Annotated in this window: 6 protein-coding genes; all 6 read left to right on the forward strand. The window is 77.1% G+C overall.

Annotated features, from left to right (window positions below; translation table 11 throughout):
- Window positions 1-19: 19 nt before the first annotated feature.
- The gene (locus tag WCD74_RS23285) at window positions 20-19,180 is read left to right on the forward strand and encodes a type I polyketide synthase (RefSeq protein ID WP_337697277.1); all 19,161 of its coding nucleotides are present in this window, start codon (window positions 20-22) and stop codon (window positions 19,178-19,180) included.
- A gap of 55 nt (window positions 19,181-19,235) precedes the next feature.
- Window positions 19,236-20,012 carry an ABC transporter ATP-binding protein gene (locus tag WCD74_RS23290; RefSeq protein ID WP_337697278.1) on the forward strand — a complete coding sequence of 259 codons (777 nt, stop codon included), beginning with the start codon at window positions 19,236-19,238 and terminating at the stop codon, window positions 20,010-20,012.
- 1 nt (window position 20,013) lies between these two features.
- Complete coding sequence (locus WCD74_RS23295) at window positions 20,014-21,885, forward strand: hypothetical protein (RefSeq protein WP_337697279.1); 1,872 nt, start codon at window positions 20,014-20,016, stop codon at window positions 21,883-21,885.
- A 102-nt stretch (window positions 21,886-21,987) separates the two neighbouring features.
- Window positions 21,988-22,236, forward strand: coding sequence for a biotin/lipoyl-binding carrier protein (locus tag WCD74_RS23300; protein WP_337697280.1), 249 nt, complete (start codon window positions 21,988-21,990; stop codon window positions 22,234-22,236).
- A 40-nt stretch (window positions 22,237-22,276) separates the two neighbouring features.
- The gene (locus WCD74_RS23305; RefSeq protein WP_337697282.1) at window positions 22,277-22,909 is read left to right on the forward strand and encodes a TetR/AcrR family transcriptional regulator; all 633 of its coding nucleotides are present in this window, start codon (window positions 22,277-22,279) and stop codon (window positions 22,907-22,909) included.
- A 68-nt stretch (window positions 22,910-22,977) separates the two neighbouring features.
- A complete protein-coding gene (locus WCD74_RS23310; RefSeq protein WP_337697283.1) occupies window positions 22,978-23,655 on the forward strand; it encodes a VC0807 family protein in 678 nt (225 codons plus the stop codon).
- Window positions 23,656-23,683 lie beyond the last annotated feature (28 nt).

Raw genomic sequence — 23,683 nt, forward strand, 5'->3', positions numbered from 1 at the left:
GAGACCCCGCGAGGATCCCATGGCCGATGAGGGCAAGCTCCGCGAGTACCTGAAGCGGGTCACCGCCGACCTCCACCAGACCCGGCAGGAGCTGCGCGACGTCGAGGCGGCGCGGACCGAGCCGATCGCGATCGTCGGGATCGGCTGCCGCTACCCGGGCGGGGTCGCCTCGCCGGAGGACCTCTGGGCGCTGGTCGAGGAGGGCGCCGACGCGGTCGCGGGCTTCCCGACCGACCGTGGCTGGGACCTCGACCGGCTCTACCACCCCGACCCCGACCACCCCGGCACCAGCTACTCCGACCAGGGCGGCTTCCTCTACGACGCGCCCCGCTTCGACGGCGCGGTGTTCGGCATCTCGCCGGCCGAGGCGCTGGCGATGGATCCGCAGCAGCGGCTGCTGCTGGAGACCTCGTGGGAGGCGTTCGAGCGGGCGGGGATCGACCCGACCACCGCCCGGGGATCACGGACCGGGGTGTTCGCCGGCGTGATGTACCACGACTACGCCTCCCGGCTCGTCGCGATCCCGGAGGCCTCGGCCGGCTTCGTCGGCACCGGCAACACCGGCAGCGTCATCTCCGGCCGCGTCTCCTACGTCCTCGGCCTGCAGGGACCCGCCGTCACCGTGGACACGGCGTGCTCGTCGTCGTTGGTGACGCTGCACCTGGCCTGCCAGGCGCTGCGGGCGGGGGAGTGCGACCGCGCCCTCGCCGGCGGCGTCACCGTCATGGCGACCCCGACGACCTTCGTCAACTTCAGCGCCCAGAAGGGCCTGGCCGCGGACGGTCGGTGCAAGTCGTTCGCGGAGTCCGCGGACGGCACCGGATGGTCCGAGGGCGCGGCGATGCTGCTGGTGGAGCGGCTCTCCGACGCCCAGCGGCTGGGGCACCCCGTGCTCGCGGTGGTGCGGGGCTCGGCGGTCAACCAGGACGGCGCCTCGAGCGGGCTGACGGCCCCGAACGGCCCGTCGCAGCAGCGGGTCATCGCCGACGCCCTCGCGGCCGCCGGCCTCACCCCCGTGGACGTGGACGCCGTCGAGGCCCACGGCACCGGCACGACCCTCGGCGACCCGATCGAGGCCCAGGCCCTGCTCGCCACCTACGGTGCCGCCGAGCGCGACGAGCCACTGTTCCTCGGCTCGGTGAAGTCGAACCTCGGGCACACGCAGGCCGCGGCCGGAGCCGCCGGCGTCATCAAGATGATCATGGCGATGCGGCACGGCGTGCTGCCGGCGTCGCTGCACGCGGGCGAGCCGTCGAGCCGGATCGACTGGTCGGCGGGCGCGGTGTCGCTGCTGGCGTCGGCCCGGGAGTGGCCGGAGGTCGGTGACCGCCCGCGGCGGGCGGCGGTGTCGTCGTTCGGGATCAGCGGCACGAACGCGCACGTGGTGCTGGAGTCGGCGCCGGGTGTCAGCGGTGGCACACGGCTGCCGTCGAGTGTCAGCGACGGGACACGGCCACTGGCCGACGGTGGAGAGCCGGATGTCAGTGGTGGCACACGGCTGCCATTGGGTGTCAGTGGTGGGCCACGGCTGGTGCAGCCGTGGGTGCTCTCGGCACGGTCGTCGGGCGCGCTGCGCGGCCAGGCCGAGCGGTTGGCCGCCTGGGCCCGAGAGCACGACGGGTTCGTGACGTCGGGTGTGGCGGCCGGGTTGGTACGCACGCGGGCGTCGCTGGAGCACCGGGCGGTCGTGGTCGGCGATCGGGACGAGCTGCTGGCCGGCCTGGACGCGATCGCGGAGGGGAAGCCGACCGGTCAGGCAGTGAGCGGGCTCGCCGGGTCGGTGCGCCCCGGCCCCGTGTTCGTGTTCCCGGGTCAGGGGGCGCAGTGGGCGGGAATGGCCCGCACGCTCGTCGGCGAGGAGCCGGTGTTCGCCGAGGCGCTGGCCGAGTGCTGTGCGGCGTTGGAGCCGCATCTGGGCTGGGACCTGCACGCCGCGCTGCTCGACGGCGGCGATGAGTCGTTCGATGTGGTGGGGGTGCAGTGTGCGTCGTGGGCGGTGATGGTCGCCCTGGCGAAGCTCTGGGCGTCGTGGGGTGTCACGCCGTCGGCGGTCGTCGGTCACTCGCAGGGTGAGATCGCCGCCGCGGTCGTGGCCGGTGGGCTCACGGTGGAGCAGGGCGCCCGGGTCGTCGTGCGCCGCGCCGCCATCATTCGCGAGCACCTCGCCGGGCACGGGGCGATGGCCTCGGTGCCGCTGCCCGCTGCGCAACTCGAGTTGCCGGACGGTCTTTCGATCGCTGCGGTCAACGGGCCCGCCTCCACCGTGGTCTCCGGCGATGTCGAAGCCGTCGAGGCGTTCCTCGCGGCGTCCCCGGTCGAAGCCAAGCGGATCGCCGTCGACTATGCGTCGCACTCGCAGCACGTCGACGCGGTCGTCGACACGATCACCACCGAGCTCGACGGGCTCACACCACAGACGAGCACCACCCCACTGTTCTCCACGGTCCGAGCAGAACTCCTCGACACCACAGCGATGGACGCCGGGTACTGGGCGGAGAACCTCCGCCGTCCCGTGCAGCTCCAGCACGCCGTCGAGGCCCTCGTCGAGCGCGGTCACTCGATCTTCATGGAGGTCTCGCCGCATCCGGTGCTCACCGGGCCGGTGGGCGACACCGCCCCGGACGCCCTGGTGGTCGGGACCCTGCGCCGTGACCACGGCACCCGTCAGCAGGCCCTCCTCGCACTCGCCGCCCTGTACGTCCGCGGGATCACGCCGGACTGGGACGCTGTCATCGGCGAGGCGACCCCGGTCAAGGACCTGCCGACCTACGCCTTCGACCGCCGGCACTACTGGCCCGAGACGCCGGCGTGGGCGGACCCGGCCCCGGGGATCGGCGGCTCGGCCGTCGAGCAACGGTTCTGGGACGCCGTGGAGCGTGGCGACGTCGACGCGGTCGGCACCACCCTCGCCGTCGGGACCGACCGTCCGCTCCACGAGGTGCTGCCCGCCCTCGCCGACTGGCACCGCGACGCCCGCCGCACCGCGACCGTGGACGGCTGGCGCTACCGGATCGCCTGGCGCCCGGTCACCGACCTGCCGCGTCCGGCCCTGACCGGCCGCTGGCTCGTCGTGGTGCTGGAGGCCGGGGTCGACGGGGTCGAGGTGATCGGCGACGCCCTGACCCGGGCCGGCGCGACCCCCGTCGTCGTCGCCACCCCGACGCAGGACCGGAGTGCCGTCGCCGACGCGCTCCGGGACGCGGTCGACGAGGAGCCGGTCGCGGGCGTGCTGTCCCTGCTGGTGCTCGACGAGACCCCGCTGCCGGGGCACCCCGCCGTGCCCGCGGGGTTCGCCGCCACCCTCGCGCTGGTCCAGGGACTCGGGGACGCGAAGGTCGGGGCGCCGCTGTGGTGCCTGACCCGCGGGGCCGTCGCGACCTCGCGCGCCGAGGGACTCGACCACCCGCATCAGGCGCTCGTGTGGGGCCTCGGGCAGGTGATGGGCCTGGAGTACCCGCAGCGCTGGGGCGGGCTGGTCGACCTGCCGCCCGACCTCGACGCGACCGCGGCCGACCGGCTCGCCGCCGTCGTCGCCGGGCCGACCGAGGACCAACTCGCGATCCGCCCCTCCGGCGTCCTCGCGCGCCGTCTCGACCGGGCCCCGCTGCGCGACGCGACGCCGACACGGTCATGGAACCCGCACGGCACCGTGCTGGTCACCGGCGGGACCGGCGCCCTCGGCGGGCACGTCGCCCGCTGGGCTGCCCGCCGCGGTGCCGCACACCTCGTGCTGACGAGCCGCCGCGGCGACGCCGCCGCCGGCGCCGCCGAGCTGCGCGAGGAGCTGGCCGCGCTCGGCGCCCGCGTCACGATCGCCGCCTGCGACGTGGCCGACCGCGACGCCCTCGCCGCGCTGCTCGACGGGATCGACGACCTGTCCGCCGTCGTCCACACCGCCGCGGCCCTGCACGACTCCGTGATCGAGGCGCTCACGCCGGTCGAGGTCGAGTACGCGCTGCGGCCGAAGGTGGCCGGCACCGCCCACCTCGACGAGCTGACCCGCGACCGCGACCTCGACGCGTTCGTCCTGTTCTCCTCGATCTCGGCGTCGTTCGGCACCCCGGGGCAGGGCAACTACGCGCCGGGGAACGCCTTCCTCGACGCGTTCGCCGTGCACCGCCGCGGGCTCGGCCTGCCCGCCACCGCGATCGCCTGGGGCGCCTGGGCCGAGGGCGGCATGGCCGAGGGCGAGCTCGGCGAGCTGCTCTCCCGTCACGGCATGCCCGAGATGGCGCCCGACCTGGCGCTCGCCGTCATGGAGCAGGCCGTCGAGCACGACGAGCCGTTCCTCACGGTCGCCGACGTCGAGTGGGACCGCTTCCACGTCGCCTTCACCGCCACCCGCCCGAGCCCGCTGCTCTCCGAGATCCCCGACGTCGTGGCCCTCGGTGCGACCACGACGACGGGCGACGAGCCCGGCGACGACGTCGCCTCCCGCCTGCGGGCCCTCCCCGCCGCCGAGCGCGACCGTGCCCTCCTCGGGCTGGTCCGCGACCAGGTCGCCGCCGTGCTCGGGCATACCGGCGCCGAGGACGTCCCCGCCGAGCGGGCGTTCTCCGACCTCGGCTTCGACTCGGTCACCGCGGTGGAGCTCCGCAACCGCCTCGGGACCGCGACCGGGGTGCGGCTGCCGGTCACCCTCGTCTTCGACCACCCGACCCCGCGGGCCCTCGCCGACCACCTCGCCGCCGGGATCACCGGCACCGACGCCGGCGTCGGGCCGACCCCCGCCGTCGTCGGGCCCGCCACCGACGACGACCCCATCGCGATCGTGGGCATGGCCTGCCGCTTCCCCGGGGGCGTCGACACCCCGGAGGCCCTGTGGGAGGCGCTCGTCGCCGACCGGGACCTCATGTCCGACTTCCCGGCCGACCGGGGCTGGGACCTCGACCGGCTCCACGACCCCGACCCCGACCACCCCGGCACGACCTACACCCGCACCGGCGGGTTCCTCGACGACCCGGGCGCCTTCGACGCGTCCCTGTTCGGCATCAGCCCGCGCGAGGCACTCGGCATGGACCCGCAGCAGCGGTTCGTGCTGGAGACCGCGTGGGAGGCGTGCGAGCGGGCGGGCGTCGACCCGACCTCGCTGCGCGGCACCCGGACCGGCGTGTTCATCGGCACCAACGGCCAGGACTACGGGGCCCTGCTCGTCGGCGCCGGCGGCTCGGACGGCTACGTCGCCACCGGCAACACCGCCAGCGTGCTGTCCGGGCGGCTGTCCTACACCTTCGGGCTCGAGGGGCCGGCGGTCACGCTGGACACGGCCTGCTCGGCGTCGCTGGTGGCCCTGCACTGGGCCGCGCACGCGCTGCGGTCGGGGGAGTGCACCGCGGCGCTGGTCGGCGGCGTGACGGTGATGGCCACGCCGGGCCTGTTCGTCGAGTTCGCCCGGCAGCGCGGCCTCTCGGTCGACGGCCGGTGCAAGGCGTTCGCCGCCGCGGCCGACGGGACGGGCTTCTCCGAGGGCATCGGCATGCTGCTGGTCGAGCGGCTGTCGGACGCCGAGCGGCTCGGGCACGAGGTGCTGGCCGTGGTCCGCGGGTCCGCGGTGAACCAGGACGGGGCGTCGAACGGCCTGACCGCGCCGAACGGCCCGTCGCAGCAGCGGGTCATCCGCGCCGCGCTCGCCGCCGGCGGGCTGGGCCCCGCCGACGTGGACGCGGTCGAGGCGCACGGCACCGGCACGACCCTCGGCGACCCCATCGAGGCGCAGGCCCTCCTCGCGACCTACGGCGCCGTCGAGCGGTCCGAACCCCTGTGGCTCGGCTCGGTGAAGTCGAACATCGGGCACACCCAGGCCGCGGCGGGCGTCGCCGGCGTGATCAAGATGGTGGAGGCGCTGCGGCACGGAGTGCTGCCCGCGTCCCTGCACGTCGACGAGCCGTCGCCGCACGTGGAGTGGTCCGCCGGCGCGGTGGAGCTGCTGACCGCGTCCCGGGCGTGGCCCGAGACCGGCGACCGCCCCCGCCGGGCGGGCGTGTCGTCGTTCGGGGTGTCGGGGACGAATGCGCACGTGGTGCTGGAGGCGCCGCCGGCCACCTCCGGTGTCAGCGATGGTCCGTTGCTGACGTCTGACGTCAGAACGGCTCCACTCGCACAGCCGTGGGTCCTCTCGGCGCGGTCGGCGGGGGCGCTGGCCGGGCAGGCGAGGCGGTTGGCCGCGTGGGCCCGGGAGAACAGCGGGTTCCTGACGTCGGGTGTGGCGGCCGGGTTGGTGCGCACGCGGGCGTCGCTGGAGCACCGAGCGGTGGTGGTGGGGGACCGCGACGGTCTGCTGGCCGGCCTGGACGCGGTCGCCCTCGGCGAGCCCGCGCCGTCGGCGGTCTCCGGCGTGCTGCGCGGCGACCCGGATCCGTCGGTGGTGTTCGTGTTCCCGGGTCAGGGGGCGCAGTGGGTGGGGATGGCTGCCGCGCTGGTCGGCGAGGAGCCGGTGTTCGCCGACGCGCTCGGAGAGTGCTGCGCCGCGCTCGAACCGATGCTCGGCTGGGACCTGTATGCCGCACTCGTCGACGGTGGGGATGAGTCGTTCGACGTCGTGGGGGTGCAGTGCGCGTCGTGGGCGGTGATGGTCGCCCTGGCCAAGCTGTGGCGCTCGTGGGGTGTCATGCCCTCGGCGGTGGTGGGCCACTCCCAGGGTGAGATCGCCGCGGCGGTCGTGGCCGGTGGGCTGAGCGTCGAGCAGGGCGCTCGGGTGGTGGCGCGTCGCGCGACGGTGATCCGGGAGCACCTGGCGGGGCACGGGGCGATGGCCTCGGTGCCGCTGCCCGCGGGAGAGCTCGAGCTTCCCGACGGCCTGTCGATCGCGGCAGTCAACGGGCCCGCCAGCACCGTGGTCTCGGGTGACGTCCCAGCGGTCGAGGCGTTCATCGCGCAGTCCCCGGTCGAGGTGAAGCGGATCGCGGTGGACTACGCGTCGCACTCGCAGCACGTGGACGCGGTCGTCGACACGATCACCAGGGAGCTCGACGGGCTGAGCCCGGTCACCGGCGCCATTCCGCTGTTCTCCACCGTCCGAGCAGAGCTGCTGGACACCGCAGACATGGATGCGGGCTACTGGGCGGAGAACCTCCGACGCCCCGTCCAGCTCCAGCAAGCCGTCGAAGCACTTGCCGAGCAGGGCCACGGCATCTTCGTCGAGGTCTCCCCCCACCCGGTGCTCACCGGGCCGGTCGGGGACACCGCCCCGGACGCCCTGGTGGTCGGGACCCTGCGTCGCGATCACGGCACCCGCCGGCAGGCCCTGCTGGCGCTGGCCGCCCTGCACGTCCGCGGCGTGACCCCCGACTGGGATGCCGTCATCGGCGACGCCGAGCCGGTCACAGGCCTGCCGACCTACGCCTTCGACCACCGTCACTACTGGCCGACCGTCGACCCCGCCGCGGTGGCCGCGACCGTCGCCGCGGCCACGAACCCCGACGAGGCCGCCTTCTGGGCCGCCGTCGAGTCCGAGGACCCCGACGCCCTGGCTGCCGCCCTGGACGGCGAGCTCACCGACCCCGTCCGGTCGGCCCTGCCCGACCTCGCCCGCTGGCGCCGAGGTCGTCGCGAACGGGCCACGCTCGACGGCTGGCGCCACCGGGAGCGCTGGACCCCCCGGGCCTCCGCGGACGGTCGCCCCGCCGGCCGGTGGCTGCTGCTCACCCCGCCGGACGGGCCGGACCTCGCGGCGGCCTTCGACGACGCGACCGTGCTCACGGTCCCCGAGGACGTCGACCGCGCCGACCTCGCCGCGCGCCTCGTCGCCGAGGCCCCCGACGGGGTGCTCTCCCTGCTCGCGCTCGGCCCCGCCGACGGCGACACCGCGCATCGCGCCGCGACCCACGCGGCCCGGCTCGCGACGACGGTCCGGGCCCTCACCGACGCGGGTGGTGCGGCGCGGCTGTGGGTGGCGACCCGCGGCGCGGTCACCACCGGCCGTGCGGACCGGGTGACCGACCCCGCCGGCGCCGCGCTCTGGGGCCTCGGGCGCGTCGTCGCCCTCGAGCACCCGGACCGCTGGGGCGGCCTGGTCGACCTGCCCGACGCGCTCGACGACCGCGCCGTCGCCCGCCTCGCCGACGCGCTCGCGGCAGGCACCGAGGACCAGCTCGCCCTGCGCCCGACCGGCGTGTCGGTGCGCCGACTCGAACCCGCCCCGGCGCCCGACGTCGACGGCGCGTGGACGCCCCGCGGCACCGTGCTGATCACCGGTGGCACCGGCGGCGTCGGCAGCCAGGTCGCGCGTCACCTCGCCCGGCTCGGTGCCCCGCACCTGCTCCTCACCGGCCGCCGCGGGCCCGACACCCCCGGCGTCGACGACCTCGTCGCCGAGCTCGCCGCGCAGGGCACCGAGGTCACCGTCGCCGCCTGCGACGTCGCCGACCGCGACGCCCTCGCCGCCCTCCTCGACGACGTGCCCGCGGACCGGCCGCTCTCCGCCGTCCTGCACGCCGCCGGGGTCCTCGACGACGGGGTCGTCGACGCCCTGACCCCCGACCGGTTCGCCACCGTCCTCGCGCCCAAGGTCGCCGCGGCCGAGCACCTCGACGCCCTGACCGGCGACCTCGACGCGTTCGTGCTGTTCTCCTCGCTCGCCGGCGCGATCGGCAGCGCCGGGCAGGGCAACTACGCCGCCGCGAACGCCGTCCTCGACGCCCTCGCCGCCCGCCGCCGCGCCGACGGCCGTCCGGCCACCGCGATCGCGTGGGGCGCGTGGGGCGGCGGCGGGCTGGCGGAGGTCGGACCGCAGGAGGAGCGACTGCGCCGCGCGGGGCTGCGCCCGATGGACCCCGCCCGCGCGAGCACCGCCCTGACCGACGCCGTCACCGCGGGGGACACCACGCTCGTCGTCGCCGACGTCGACTGGCCCCGCTTCGCCGCCGGCTTCACCGCCGCCCGCCCGTCCCCGCTGCTCGCCGCCTACGCCGCGGACCGCGAGGAGGACGCGCCGGAGGACGCCTCGCCCTGGTCCGCGCTGCTCGCCGACCTGCCCGCGGGGGAGCGCACCGCCGCGGCGACGGCGTTCGTCACGAAGCGCGCCGCCGCGGTGCTCGGCCACGCCGAGGCCGACCTCGACCCCGACCGTCCCTTCCGCGACCTCGGGATCGACTCGCTCACCGCGGTCGAGCTGCGCAACTCGCTCGGGGCCGCCGTCGGGCGTGCACTGCCGTCGACCCTCGTCTTCGACCACCCGACACCGGCCGCCGTCGCCGGCCACCTCCTGGAGCTCACCGGCGACGCGACCGTCGAGACCGTCCCGACCGCCCCCGCGCCGGTCGCGGTCGACCCCGACGACCCCGTGGTGGTCGTCGCGGTCAGCTGCCGGCTCCCCGGCGGGGCGGACAGCCCCGAGACCCTGTGGGACCTGCTCGCGGACGGGGTCGACGCGGTCGGCGACCTCCCCGAAGACCGTGGCTGGGACCTCGACGCCCTCTACGACCCGGACCCCGGCGCCAGCGGCACCTCCTACGTGCGGGCCGGCGCCTTCGTCCGCGACGCCCCCGACTTCGACCCCGGCCTGTTCGGCATCAGCCCGCGCGAGGCCCTCGCGATGGACCCGCAGCAGCGCCTGCTGCTCGAACTCGGGTGGGAGGCCTTCGAGCGCGCCGGGATCGACCCGACGTCGCTGCGCGGCTCCGCCACCGGCGTGTTCGCGGGCGTGAACTACCAGGACTACCCGTCGCTGCTCGGGATGGCGGCGCAGGACGGCGCCGAGGGCTTCATGGTCACCGGCAGCGCCGGCAGCGTCATCTCCGGCCGGGTCGCCTACACGTTCGGGCTCGAGGGCCCCGCGGTCACCGTCGACACCGCCTGCTCCGCCTCGCTCGTCGCGCTGCACCTCGCGGCCCAGGCCCTGCGCGGCGGCGAGTGCGACCTCGCCCTCGTCGGCGGCGTCACCGTCATGTCCACCCCCGGCATGCTCATCGGCTTCTCCCGCCAGCGCGGCCTGGCCGCCGACGGCCGGTGCAAGCCGTTCGCCGACGCCGCCGACGGCACCGGCTGGGGCGAGGGCGCCGCGACCGTGCTCGTGGAGCGGCTCTCCGACGCCCGCCGCCGCGGGCACCCGGTCCTCGCGGTCCTGCGCGGCTCGGCGATGAACTCCGACGGCGCCTCCAACGGCCTCTCCGCGCCCAGCGGCCCGGCCCAGCAGCGCGTCATCCGGGCCGCCCTGACCGCGGCCGGGCTCGCCCCCGGCGACGTCGACGCCGTCGAGGCGCACGGCACCGGCACCACGCTCGGCGACCCGATCGAGGCCGGTGCCCTGCTCGCCACCTACGGCCGCGACCGCGACCGGCCGCTCTGGCTCGGCTCGGTCAAGTCCAACCTCGGCCACACGCAGGCCGCGGCCGGGGTCGCGGGCGTGGTCAAGGCGGTCCTGTCCCTGCAGCACGACCGGCTGCCGCGCACCCTGCACGTCGACGCCCCGTCCACCCACGTCGACTGGTCCGCCGGGGACGTCCGGCTGCTCACCGACGCCGTCGACTGGCCCCGCGACCCCGCCCGCCCGCGCCGCATCGGCGTCTCCGCCTTCGGGGTCTCGGGCACGAACGCGCACGCGGTGCTCGAGGAGGCGCCGCCGGTCGACGAGCCGATCCCCGTTCCCGACGGCGGGTCGGGGCCGGTCGCGATCCCGGTCTCCGGGCACGACCCCGAGGCCCTCGCGGCCGCCGCCGGCCGGCTCGCCGCCGCGGTCCCCGACCGATCCCTGCCGGTGTTCGCCCGCGCGGCCGCCCTCGACCGGGCGCACCTCGAGCACCGGGCCGTCGTCGTCGCCGACGACCCGGCCGCGGCGCGCGCCGGCCTCACCGCCCTGGCGGGCGGGGAACCGGCGCCCGACGCCGTCGTCGGGCGGGCCCGGGGCCGGACCCGCCTCGCCATGCTGTTCACCGGGCAGGGCGCGCAGCGTGCAGGGGCCGGGCGGGAGCTGTACGCGGCCCTGCCGGTGTTCGCCGCGGCCCTCGACGAGATCTGCGCCGCCGCCGACCGCCACCTCGACCGGCCGCTGCGCGACCTGGTCCTGGCCGACCCCGGCACTGCGGACGCCGCGCTGCTCGACCGCACCGAGTACACCCAGCCCGCCCTGTTCGCGCTCGAGGTGGCCCTCGCCCGGCAGCTCGCCGCGTGGGGGATCCGGCCCGACGTCGTCGCCGGCCACTCGGTCGGCGAGATCACCGCCGCGCACGTCGCGGGTGCCCTGGACCTCGACGACGCCGTCGCGCTCGTCGTCGCCCGCGGCGCGATCCTCGCCGCCGCCCCGGCCGGCGGGGCGATGACCGCGATCGAGGCGTCCGCCGAGGAGGTGGCCCCGCTGCTCGCCGGCCGCGACGGCGTCGACCTCGCCGCCGTCAACGGCCCGCGCGCGGTGGTCGTCGCCGGCGGCCCGGACGAGGTCGCCGCGGTCGTCGCGGCCCTCGGCGACCGGCGCAGCCGGGCGCTCACCGTCAGCCACGCCTTCCACTCGCCGCACATGGATCCCGTCCTCGACCGCTTCCGGCCCGCCGCCTCCGGCCTGACCGCCCGGCCCGCGACCGTGCCCGTGGTGTCCGCCCTCACCGGCGACGTCGTCGACCCGGCCGAGCTCGCCGACCCCGGCCACTGGGTGCGCCACGTCCGCGGCACGGTCCGCTTCGCCGACGCGCTCACCGCGCTGGGCGGCCGCGGCGTCACCACCTACCTCGAGGTCGGGCCCGACGCCGTCCTCGCCGCGATGGCGCGGACGGTGGTGCCCGACGCCCACGTCGTCACCACCCTGCGCGACGGGCAGCCCGAGACCCGCGCGCTGACCACCGCGCTCGCGCAGCTGCACGTCGCCGGGCGCAGCCCGGACTGGGACGCCGTCCTGCCCGGCGCGGGCCACGTCGACCTGCCCACCTACCCCTTCCGCCGGCGCCGCTTCTGGCCCGAGATCGACCCCGCCGCGCTGCCGGCGGCCTCGGCCGACGAGGCCGGCTTCTGGGCCGCGGTCGACGCGGGCGACCCGCACGCCGTCGCCGACGTCCTCGGGGTGGGGCCGGCGGAGGTCGGCGGCGGGGTCATCGTCGAGCCGGCCGCGGCGCTGGCCCCGGCCGTGCCGCTGCTGGCCGCGTGGCGCCAGGCCCGCCGGCGCACCGGCCCGGAGCGGTGGCGGCATGCCGAGACCTGGCAGCCGGCCGACCCCGGGCCGCCCACGGCCGGCGGCACCTGGTGGCTCGTCACGCCCGACGGCGGGACCGACGGACCGGAGGCCGAGCTCGTCCGCCGGGCCCTCACCGGCACCGGCGCCGACGTCGTCGCGGTCGCGACCGACGCCCTGCCCGACGGCGCCCCGGACGGGATCGTGCTCGTCGTCGGGGCCGACCCGACCCACCCCGCGACGGTCCCCGCGGCGACGACCGCCGCCCTCGCGCTGGTGCAGGCCGGTGCCGGCCGCCTGTGGTGCGTCACCCGCGGGGCGGTCACGACGGCGGGTGACGACCCGGTCGTGTCCCCGGCCGCCGCGCAGCTCTGGGGGCTCGGCCGCGTCGCGGTCCTCGAGCACCTCCAGCGGTGGGGCGGCGTGGTCGACCTGCCGGCCCTGCCCGCCACGTCCGACCCCGCGACCGCCCTGGCGGCCTGCCTCACCGGCGCACACGGCGAGACCGAGCTCGCCGTCCGCGGCCGCGGGGTGCTCGCCCGCCGGCTGCGCCCCGAGCCCGCCGGCGGCGAGACCGCGCCGGTCCGGCTCGACGGCACCGTCCTCGTCACCGGGGGCACCGGTGCGCTCGGCGGGCACGTCGCGCGCTGGGCCGTCGACGCGGGCGCCGAGCACGTCCTGCTGCTCTCCCGCCGCGGCGCCGACGCCCCCGGCGCCGCGGCGCTGCGCGGCGACCTCGAGCAGCGGGGCGCCCGGGTGACCCTGGCCGCCGCCGACGCGGCCGACCGCGACGCGCTGGCGGCCGCCCTGGCCGCCGTGCCCGCCGACGTCCCGCTGCGCGCCGTCGTGCACACCGCGGCCGTCCTCGACGACGGGATGCTCGACGCCCTCGACGCCGACCGGCTCGCGACGGTGCTGCGCGCCAAGGTCGACGCGGCGGTCCTGCTCGACGAGCTCACCGCCGCCGCCGACCTCGCCGCCTTCGTGCTCTTCTCGGCCTTCGCGGGGGCCGTCGGCGGGCCGGGGCAGGGCTCCTACGCCGCCGCCAACGCCCACCTCGACGCCCTCGCCGCCCGCCGCCGCGCCACCGGACGGCCGGCGACGGCGATCGCCTGGGGCGCCTGGGCGGGCGACGGCATGGCCGCCGCCGACGAGGTCGCGGTCCGGCTGCGCCGCAGCGGTATCGTCCCGATGGCCCCGACCGCCGCCGTCCGCGCCCTCGACACCGCCGTCGCCCGCGGCGACACCACCGTGGTCGTCGCCGACGTCGACTGGCCGGTGTTCGCCGTGGCGCACCCCGCACGCGTCCTGGACGGGATCCCCGCCGTGCGTCGCGCCCGCGCGGATGCGACCCCGTCGGCGCCCTCGGGCGCCGACGAGGCGGCCCGGACCTGGGCCGACACGGCGACCCCGGAGTCCGCGCTCGCCGCGGTGCAGGACGCGGTCCGGACGGTCCTGGGCTATGCCGAGGACGTCGAGCCCGACCGGGCCTTCGCCGACCTCGGCGTCGACTCCCTCACCGCGGTCGAGCTGCGCCACCGCCTCGCCGCGACCACCGGGCTCGCCCTGGAGACCACCGTCGTCTTCGACCACCCCGACCCGACGGCGCTCGCCCGTCACCTGCTCGAGCGGACCGGGGCCGGTGGCGCCACCACCGCCGGGCCGGTTGCGGCCGCCCTCGACGACGACCCGGTCGTCGTGGTCGGGACGGCCTGCCGCTTCCCCGGCGGCGCGGACTCGCCGGAGGCCCTGTGGGACGTGGTCGCCGCCGGCACCGACGCGTTCCGCCCGTTCCCGCGCGACCGCGGGTGGGACGCCGGCGCCCTCGGTCACGACGGGATCGTGCGCGAGGGCGGGTTCCTCGACGACGTCGCCGGGTTCGACGCCGAGTTCTTCGGGGTCTCCCCGCGCGAGGCCGTGGCCATGGACCCGCAGCAGCGCCTGCTCCTCGAGACCGCGTGGGAGGCCGTCGAGCGGGCCGGGATCGACCCGCGGACCCTGCGCGGCAGCCGCACCGGGGTCTACGCCGGTACCAACGGCGGGGACTACACCGCGCTGCTCACCGCGTCCCCGCAGCTCGCCGAGGCCGAGGGGTTCCTCGGCACCGGCAACGCCGCGAGCGTCGTCTCCGGCCGCGTCGCCTACGCCCTCGGGCTCGAGGGCCCGGCGCTGACCGTCGACACCGCCTGCTCGGCGTCGCTGGTGGCGCTGCACCTCGCCGTCACGGCCCTGCAGCGCGGGGAGTGCGACCTCGCGCTCGCCGGCGGCGCCACCGTGATGTCCACCCCCGCGCTGTTCGCGGAGTTCCACCGGCAGGGCGGGCTGGCCTCCGACGGCCGGTGCCGGTCCTACGCCGAGGGCGCCGACGGCACGGGCTGGGGCGAGGGCGTCGGCGTGCTGCTCGTCGAGCGGCTCTCCGACGCCCGCCGGCACGGCCACCGGGTCCTCGCGACGGTGCGGGGGAGCGCGGTCAACCAGGACGGGGCCTCGCACGGGCTCACCGCCCCGAACGGCCCCGCCCAGCAGCGGGTCATCCGCGCCGCCCTCGCGGCCGGCGGGCTCAGCCCCGCCGACGTCGACGTCGTCGAGGGCCACGGCACCGGCACCGCCCTCGGCGACCCCATCGAGGCCCAGGCCCTCATGGCCACCTACGGGCAGGGTCGCGACGGCGAGCCGCTGTGGCTGCGGTCGGTGAAGTCGAGCATCGGACACACGCAGGCCGCGGCCGGTGTCGCGGGCGTGATCACGATGATCGAGGCGCTGCGCCGCGGGGTCCTGCCGGCCTCCCGGTACGCCGACGCGCCGTCGGGACACGTGGACTGGTCGGCCGGCGCGGTGTCGCTGCTCGCCGCGAGCCGCCCCTGGCCCGCGGTCGACCGGCCGCGCCGGGCCGCGGTGTCCTCCTTCGGGATCTCCGGGACCAACGCCCATGTCGTCCTCGAGTCCACGTCCGAGGACCCGGCGCCCGCCCCGGACGAGAGTCCGGCGCTGTGGCTGCTGTCGGCGCGCACCGACGAGGCGCTCGCCGCCGGTGCCCGCGCGCTGCGCCGCTGGGCCGACGAGCACCCCGGGGCCGCGCCCCGCGACGTGGCCTCCGCCCTCGCCGCGCGGACGCCGTTCGCCGCCCGGGCCGCCGTCGCCGGCGACCGCGACGCCCTGCTCGCGGGCCTGGACGCGATCGCCACCGGCGCGACCCGCCCCGGCGCCCCGGTCTCCGGCTCCCTCGCGGTCGTGTTCACCGGCCAGGGGTCGCAGCGCCCCGGGATGGGCCGCGCCCTCGCCGCCGCGTTCCCGGTGTTCGCCGCCGCGTTCGACGAGGTCTGCGCCCGCTTCCCCACCGAGGTCCGCGACGTCGTGCTCGGCGACGACGCCGGGGCGCTGGCCGGCACCCGCCACGCCCAGGCCGGGCTGTTCGCCGTGGAGACGGCGCTCTACCGGCTCCTCGCCGCGCACGGGATCACCCCCGCCGTCGTCGGCGGGCACTCGATCGGCGAGATCACCGCCCTGCACGTGGCCGGGGTCCTCGACCTCGACGACGCCTGCCGGCTCGTCGACGCGCGCGGCCGACTGATGCAGGACCTCCCCGAGGGCGGGGCGATGGTCGCGGTGGCCGCCTCCGAGGCCGAGGTGCGCGAGCACCTCCGGGACGGGGTCGACCTCGCGGCCGTCAACGGCGAGCAGGCGTGCGTGATCTCCGGTGACGAGGCTGCGGTGGCCGCCGTCGCCGAGGAGTTCCGCGCGCTCGGGCGCCGCACCCGGCCCCTGACCGTCTCGCACGCGTTCCACTCGCGGCGCATGGACCCGGTGCTCGACGACCTCCGCCGCGTCGTGTCCGGCCTGACCTTCCACGAGCCGCACCTGCCGGTGATCTCCAACGGCCGCCGCGACGGTGTCACCGACCCCGAGCACTGGGTGGCCCACGTCCGCGACACGGTGCGGTTCGCCGACACCGTGCGGGCGCTCGACGCGGGGACGGTCCTCGAGCTCGGCCCCGACGCCGTCCTCACCCCCGCCGTCGGCGAGCTCCTCGGCGCGGAGGCGGCCGTCCCCTCGCTGCGCCGCGACCGCGACGAGGTCGCCGACCTCCTGACCGCGCTCGGTGCCCTGTTCGTGCGCGGCCACGCCCCCGCCCGCGACGCGTTCGGAGGCACCCCGGCCGACCTGCCCACCTACCCCTGGCAGCACCGCCGCTTCTGGCCCGAGCCGACCACGACGACGGCACTCCCCGCCGACCCCGCCGGCCTCGCGGCGCTCGTCGCGCGCGGGGACGTCGCCGAGGTCGCCGAGGCCCTCGCGGTCGACCCCGACGCGCCCCTGGCCGAGGTCGTGCCCGCCCTCGCGGCACGGACCCGGCGGGACGAGGCCCGCGCGGTGAGCGCCGCCCTGCGCTACCGCGTGTCCTGGGTCCCCGCGGCCCGGACCGAGGCGTCGCGCCCCACCGGGTCGTGGCTCGTCGTGACCGCGCCCGGCGCCGACACCGGGACGGCCGAGCAGGTCCGCGGCGCCCTGGAGGGCCCCGTCGACCCCACCACCGTCGCCCTGCCCGCCGGGCGTGCCGCCGCCGTGGACGTGCTGCGGCCCCTGGCCGCCGCGCGCCCCGACGGCGTCGTCGTGGTCCTGGACGGGGCGGGCCGGGACGCGGCGGGGGCGGCCCTGCTGTCCCTCGACGCGCTCGCCGACGCGGCGGTCCCCGGCCGCGTCTGGTTCGTGACCCGCGGGGGAGCGGCCACCGACGCCACGACCGCGCGGCTCGCGGACCCCGACCAGGCCGCGGTCCGGGGCCTCGCCCGCGTCGTCGCCCTCGAGCAACCCGCCCGCTGGGGCGGGCTCGTGGACCTCCCGCCGCGGGAGCGGACCGACGGGCACCGCACGAACGGGCACCGCACGAACGGCCACGGCACGAACGGGCCCGGGACGAACGGGCACCGCACGAACGGCCACGGCACGAACGGCCACCGGCCCGACGACGGCCCGCTCCTCGCCGCGGTGCTCTCCGGCGCCGTCGAGGACGTCGTCGCGATCCGCGACGGCGGGGCGCTGGTCGCCCGCCTCGACCGGGTCCCCGCCGGGTCCGGGTCCGGGGCATCGGCCGACGACCGGCTCGGGACGGTGCTCGTCACCGGCGCCACCGGCCGCCACGGGCCGGATCTCCTGCGCGGGCTCGCCGCGCGGTCCGACGCGCTCGTCGTCCTGACCCGCCGTCGGGACCCCTCGCCGGCGACCGCCGCCGCCGTCGCGGCGATCACCGCCGACGGGACCCCCGTCCGGCTGGTCACCGGTGACGTCACCGACGCGGCCACCGTGCGCGGGCTGGTCGACGAGGTCCGGCCGGACACCGTGGTGCACGCCGCGGGCACCGACCGGATGGCCGGGCTGCACGACCTCGCGCCCGACGACCTCGACGACGCGCTGCACGCCAAGCTGCGCGGGGCGGAGGTCCTCGACGCCGCTGTCGCTCCGGGGACGGCCCTGGTCCTGTTTGCGACGATGGGCGGGGTCTGGGGCAGCGGCGGCCAGGGCGCGTACGCCGCGGCCGGTGCGGCGCTGGAGACGCTCGCGGCCCGCCGTCGGGCCCGCGGCGGTCGCACCCTCGCCGTCGCGTGGGGACCCTGGACGCCCGCCGAGGACGACGACCTGGGGATCCGCGCGGCGGAGGAGCTCCGCCGGCGGGGGATCGGCGTGGTCGCGCCCGACACCGCCCTCGACGTGCTGGCGACGTCGCTGACCGAGGACGCGGGCGTCGTGGCCGTGGTCGACGTCGACTGGTCGGCCTTCCTGCCCGGCTACACCTCCGGCGCACCCCGCCCGCTGGTCGCGGACCTGCCCGAGGCCCGGGCGCACGCCGACGAGCACCGCCGCGTCGTCGAGGACGCGGCCACCGACGCCCGGGACCTGGCCGACCGGCTCCGGGCGGCGGGCCCGAGCGAACGGCTCGAGCTGCTCCTCGACCTCGTCCGCCGGCGGGCGGCCGCCGTGCTGGGCCACGGCGCACCCGACGACGTCGAGCCCGACGCCCCGTTCCTCGAGACCGGCTTCGACTCCATGACCGCGGTGGAGATGCGCAACCGGCTGCGCGCGGACACCGGCGTCGAGCTCGCGCCCACCGTCCTGTTCGACCACCCGACCCCGACGGTCCTCGCCCAGCACCTCACCGACGTGCTGCTCGGCGAGCGGGCCGGGGCCTCCGGCGAGGGCGGCCGGGGCCTGCTGACCTCGCTCTACCAGGAGTCCGTCGGCAGCGGGCACACCACCGAGCTGATGACGATGCTCACCGACGTCGCGCGCTTCCGGCCCCGCTACACCGACCCGGCGCAGGCGAGGTCGGCGGGCACCTTGCGGTTGGCCCGCGGACCGGAGGACGGCGGGGACGGCGGGCCGCTCCCGCTGGTGTGCTGCAGCGGGATGGCCGCCGTGGCCGGACCGCACGAGTTCGCGCGGATGGCCGCCACCCTGCGGGGGCGCCGCGACGTGTGGGCGCTCTCGCTCCCGGGCTACAACGAGGGGGAGCTGCTGCCCGCCGACGCCGACGTCGCCATGGCCACCCTGGAGCGTGCGGTCGCCGAGGCCGTCGGGGACCGGCCCTTCGTCCTGTTCGGGCACTCCGCGGGCGCGATCGTCGCGCACGCCCTCGCCGTGCACCTCGAGCGCACCGGCAGCCCGCTCGCGGCGCTCGTCATGGCCGACACCTACACCGGCGAGACGATGCACGTGATGCAGGAGTGGCAGGACGACCTGACCGGCGGCATGTTCGTCCGGGAGCGCAGCTACGTGCCGGTCGACGACACCCGGCTCACCGCGACCGGCGCGTGGTTCGACCTGCTCAAGGAGTGGGTGCCCAGCCCGAACGTCGTCCCGACGCTGCTCGTGCGGGCCTCCGAGCCGCTCGGCCCGTGGACCCACGAGGAGGGCTGGCAGTCCCGCTGGCCCTATGAGCACACCGCCGTGGACGCGCCCGGGAACCACTTCTCGATGCTCACCGAGCACTCCCCGGAGGCCGCGGAGCTGGTCCACGACTGGCTGCGCGCCGAGGTCGAGCCGCGTCGCGCGCACGAACTCTCGGTGACGAACGGCCCGGCGGGGTCGTGAAACACCGTCCGACCCGGGATGATCACGGGTCCCCACCCCCTGCGAAGGAGGCGTCGTGACCGACACCGTGGCGCTGCCGGCCCCCGCCCTGCACCTCGCGGGCCTCCGCAAGGCCTTCGGCGCCACCGTCGCGGTCGACGGGGTGGGGCTGGACGTCCCGGCGGGCTCGTTCTTCGGCCTGGTCGGGCCGAACGGGGCGGGCAAGACCACCACGCTGTCCATGGCGGTCGGCCTGCTGCGGCCCGACGCCGGCTCCGCGGCGGTGTACGGGGTGGACGTGTGGTCCGACCCCGGGCGCGCCCGCGCGCTCATGGGAGTGCTGCCCGACGGGCTGTCGCTGCCGGAGAAGCTGACCGGCCGCGAGGTGCTGACCTACTTCGGGCTGCTCCGCGGCCTCGACGGCGCGACGGTCGACCGCCGCGTCGACGACCTGCTCGGGGTGCTCGACCTGCGCGGCGCCGAGGAGACCGCGGTCGGCGACTACTCCACCGGCATGCGCAAGAAGGTCGGGGTGGCCGCGGCCCTGCTGCACACCCCGCGGCTGCTGGTCCTCGACGAGCCGTTCGAGGCGGTCGACCCGGTCTCGGCCGCGACGATCCGCACGATGCTGCGCCGCGTGGTCGACGACGGCGGGTCGGTCATCCTCTCCAGCCACGTCATGGCCGTCGTCGAGCAGGTCTGCGACCGGGTCGCGGTGATCGCCGACGGCCGCGTGGTCGCGGCCGGCACCACCGACGAGGTCCGCGGCGGCGGCACCCTCGAGGACGCCTTCGTCGCCCTCGTCGGCGGCTCGGCGTCCGGGGCCGACGAGCTCACCTGGCTCGGGCGCTGACATGACCGGCACCCTCGTGCGGATGCGGCTGGCGGTGCTGCGGCGGTCCCTGTCCGGCGGCCGGGCCGCCGGTGTCGCGCTCGGCCTGGTGCTCGGGCTCGGCCTCGCCGCCGTCACGTGGTGGGCGGCGCTCGTCGACGCCACCGGCGGCCTGGTCGCGATCGTGCTGCTCGTGTGGGCGGTCGGCTGGGCGGTGGGACCGATGACGCCGATCGGGCGCGACGAGTCGATGCGCCCCGAGCACTTCGCCCTCCTGCCGATCCCGCCCCGGCGCCTCGCCCGCGGCCTGCTCGTGACGAAGGGGGTCGGCGTCGGCCCCCTGGTGACGCTCCTGGGGCTCGCCGCGCTCGTCGGACTCGGCATCGGCACCGGGAGCGTCACCGCCGCCCTGGTCGCGGTGCCGGCGGCCGTCCTGCAGCTCGCCGTCGTCGTGCTCGTCGCGGTCGTCCTCGACGCGACCATCGGCTCGGCGATGGGGTCGCGGCGCGGCGAGGTGTTCGGGCTCGCCCTGGTGGTGCTGCTCTGCGCCGCCGGTTTCTCCCTGCACTACCTGGTCGAGGGCCTGGTCCCGGCGCTCGTCGAGGGTCGTGCCGCCGAGCTCTCCGGGGTCGCACTCGCCCTGCCGTCGGCGTGGTCGGCGGTGGCGGTCACGGCCGCCGCCCGCGGGGACGTCGTCCTCGTCGTCGCGCCGCTGGCGGGCCTCGCCGTGCTCGCGGTGCTGCTGGTCCTCGCCTGGGGTGTCCTGGTCGAGCGCCGGCTCACCACCCGGACCGGCCACGCCGGGTCGCGCCGCACCGGCGGTCCGCCCCGGCGGATCCTGCCGGCGACCCCGACGGGGGCCGCGGCGGGCGTCGAGGTGCGCACCTGGCTGCGCGACGGCAACCGCCGCATCTACGCCGTGGCGTCCACCGCGGAGTCCGCCTGGCTCTTCGTGGTCCCCGGCCTCGCGGGCTGGGTCGGCGCGAGCTGGCTGTTCTGGGTCACCCTCCGGCTCACCAACGCGTACGGGGCGACCGACCGTCCCGGGGCGCCCGGCGGGGACTTCTGGCCGGTCCTGGTCGCCCCCGGGGCCGAGCGCGCGGACGTGCGGGGCCGGCAGCTCGCGTTCCTGCTCGTGGCCGGGCCGATCGCCCTGGTGCTCACGGCGGCCCCGCTGGTCGCCGGGCTCTCCGGGGTCGGCGACCCGACGGCGCTCGCGGCCCTGGTCGCGGCCCTCGGCGGCGCGGCTGGACTGTTCCCCTGGATCTCGGCCCGCCTGCCCTTCCGGCTCGGCACCGGCGGCAACGGCGGGTCCGTCACCGCCGCCCTGCTCACCTACGTGCCGGCGATGCTGGCGGTGGTGGCCCCCGGGATCGCCGTCTCCGTCGTCGGCCGGGTGCTCGACGTACCCGCCCTGACCTGGGCGGGCGTGGCCGTGGGCGCCGTGGTCGGCGTGGCGGTCGCACTCGCCGGCGGGGCGGCGGCGGCCCGGCGCCTCGCGGCGACCGGCCCGGAGGTCCTGGCCGCCGTCCGCGGCCGCGGGCGGGCCGGAGCCGACCGCGCCGACGCCCGCAGCGTCGCCGAGGCCTACGCGGCGTCCACCCCGCACGGCCCCGCCGGCATCGCACTGCAGCTGCTGCTCTGGGTCGGCGGCGGGCTCGTGCTCGTCGCCCAGGGCATCATCCCGGCGGTCCTCGAGCTCACCGGCAGCGCGACCCGCGCCTGGTTCCTGGCCCGCTACCTGCCCGACGCCCTCGCCTGGATCGTCATCGTCGTGTGCGTCGTCGCCGGGTCCGTCGCCTGGGTCGTGGCCTTCCGGCTCGACCAGGCCGCGAAGCGTGCGCGAGCGGCCCGCGCCGAGGCGGCCGCGGAGCCGGTCACCGTCGGCGTCTGACCCCCTGACCTGCACGGACGGCCCCCTAGACCGGGGTCGGTGACGCCCCGGCGCCCCTAGGGTCGGCGGCACACCGGTCCGGACGAGAAGGGTGTCGCCGCGATGGACGAGGAGATCCAGGCCGAGATCCCGGCCACGGTGGCGGAGGTCGCCGTCGGCACGGGCGACCCGGTGGCCGCCGGGGACGAGCTGATGCTCCTGGAGTCCATGAAGATGGAGATCCCGGTGGTCAGCGAGGTCGACGGCGTCGTGACCGCCGTGGACGTGGTCCCCGCGGACACCGTGCGGGCCGGCGACCGCATCGCCGTCGTGAGCCCCCGCGAGGCGGACCCGGCCGCCGGGACGGCGTGATGCCGTTGACCTCTCTGGCCGTCCGTGCCAAAATTTGGCCATGCGGACAAAAAATCGTCCGTCCAGCCAGGACGGGGAGCGCTCCTTCATCGAGCGCGCCCGCCGCTCGCAGATCATCGACGCGACCGTGGCGGTGATCGCCGAGGACGGCCTGCAGCAGGCCTCCCTCGCCCGCATCGCGGCGCGCGCCGGGATCAGCAAGGGCGTGATCTCCTACCACTTCACCGGCAAGGACGAGCTGATCCGCGAGGTCGTCACCGCGGTGTACACCGAGGCCGCCGAGGGCGCTCGCCCCGACGTCGAGGACGCGGCGTCGCACGCCGAGCGCCTGGCCGCCTACCTGCGCGGCAACCTCTCGTTCCTCGCCCGCAACCCGCAGCGGGTCCGGGCCCTGATCGACATCTTCTCCACCTTCCGGGGCGACGACGGCGACCTCGCCTACGACGTCCGCTCCACCGACCCCGTCGTCGAGCCCCTGGTCACCCTGCTGCGGCAGGGACAGGCGGACGGGGAGTTCACCGACTTCGACGCGACGGTCATGGCCCGCACCATCCGGGCCGCCGTCGACGCCGTGCCACCCCAGATGACGGCGTTCCCGTCCCTCGACGTGCACGCCTACGCGGATCAGCTCGTGCTGATCTTCACCCGCGCCACCACCGGAGGTGCGCCGTGACCGCGACACCCGGACCCCAGCGCCCACGACCCCGGAACACCGAGGACACCGAGGATCCCGAGGACACCATGACCCGCACCGCGCCCGCCCGCCCCGCCGCGGCGACCGACGCCCCGCAGCACTCGGCCCTGGTCTCGATCCTGGTCGACGTCGTCGCCCCCATCGTCATCTTCTACGTGCTCCGCGGCGTCGGGGTGGGCCAGGTGCTCGCCCTGCTGGCCGGCGCGATCGCCCCCGCGGTGCGCACGATCTACGTCGTGGTCCGCCACCGCACCCTCGACGCCATCGGCGCCCTCACCCTCTCGGTGATCGGGCTGACGGTCGTCACCTCGCTGCTCACCGGTGACGCCCGGTTCGCGCTGGCCCGCGACGGCGTCATCACGGCCGTGGTCGGGATCTGGATCCTGGCCACGCTCGCCCTGGCACGGCCGTTCATCTACACGTTCTCGACGGCGTTCATGGGCGCGGCCGAGCGGGCCTCCTGGGAGGAGTGCTGGGGGCGGTCGTCGAAGTTCCGCCACGGCATGCGGGTCCACACGGTGATCTGGGGCGTCGGCATGATCCTCGACTCCGCGATCCGGGTGATCATGGCCTACACCCTGCCCGTGGACTCGGTGCCGCTGCTCAACGGCATCCAGTACGCCGTGCTCCTCGTCGCGCTGTTCGCGATCAGCTTCGCCTACAGCCGCGCCACCGGCCTCGTCCCCGGGTCGCCGCACTACCCGGCCAAGCCGAAGCGGCGCTGACCCCGCCCCGAGCGACCGACCACACGGC

This window comes from Actinomycetospora aurantiaca (assembly GCF_037401875.1).
Taxonomy (GTDB): domain Bacteria; phylum Actinomycetota; class Actinomycetes; order Mycobacteriales; family Pseudonocardiaceae; genus Actinomycetospora; species Actinomycetospora aurantiaca.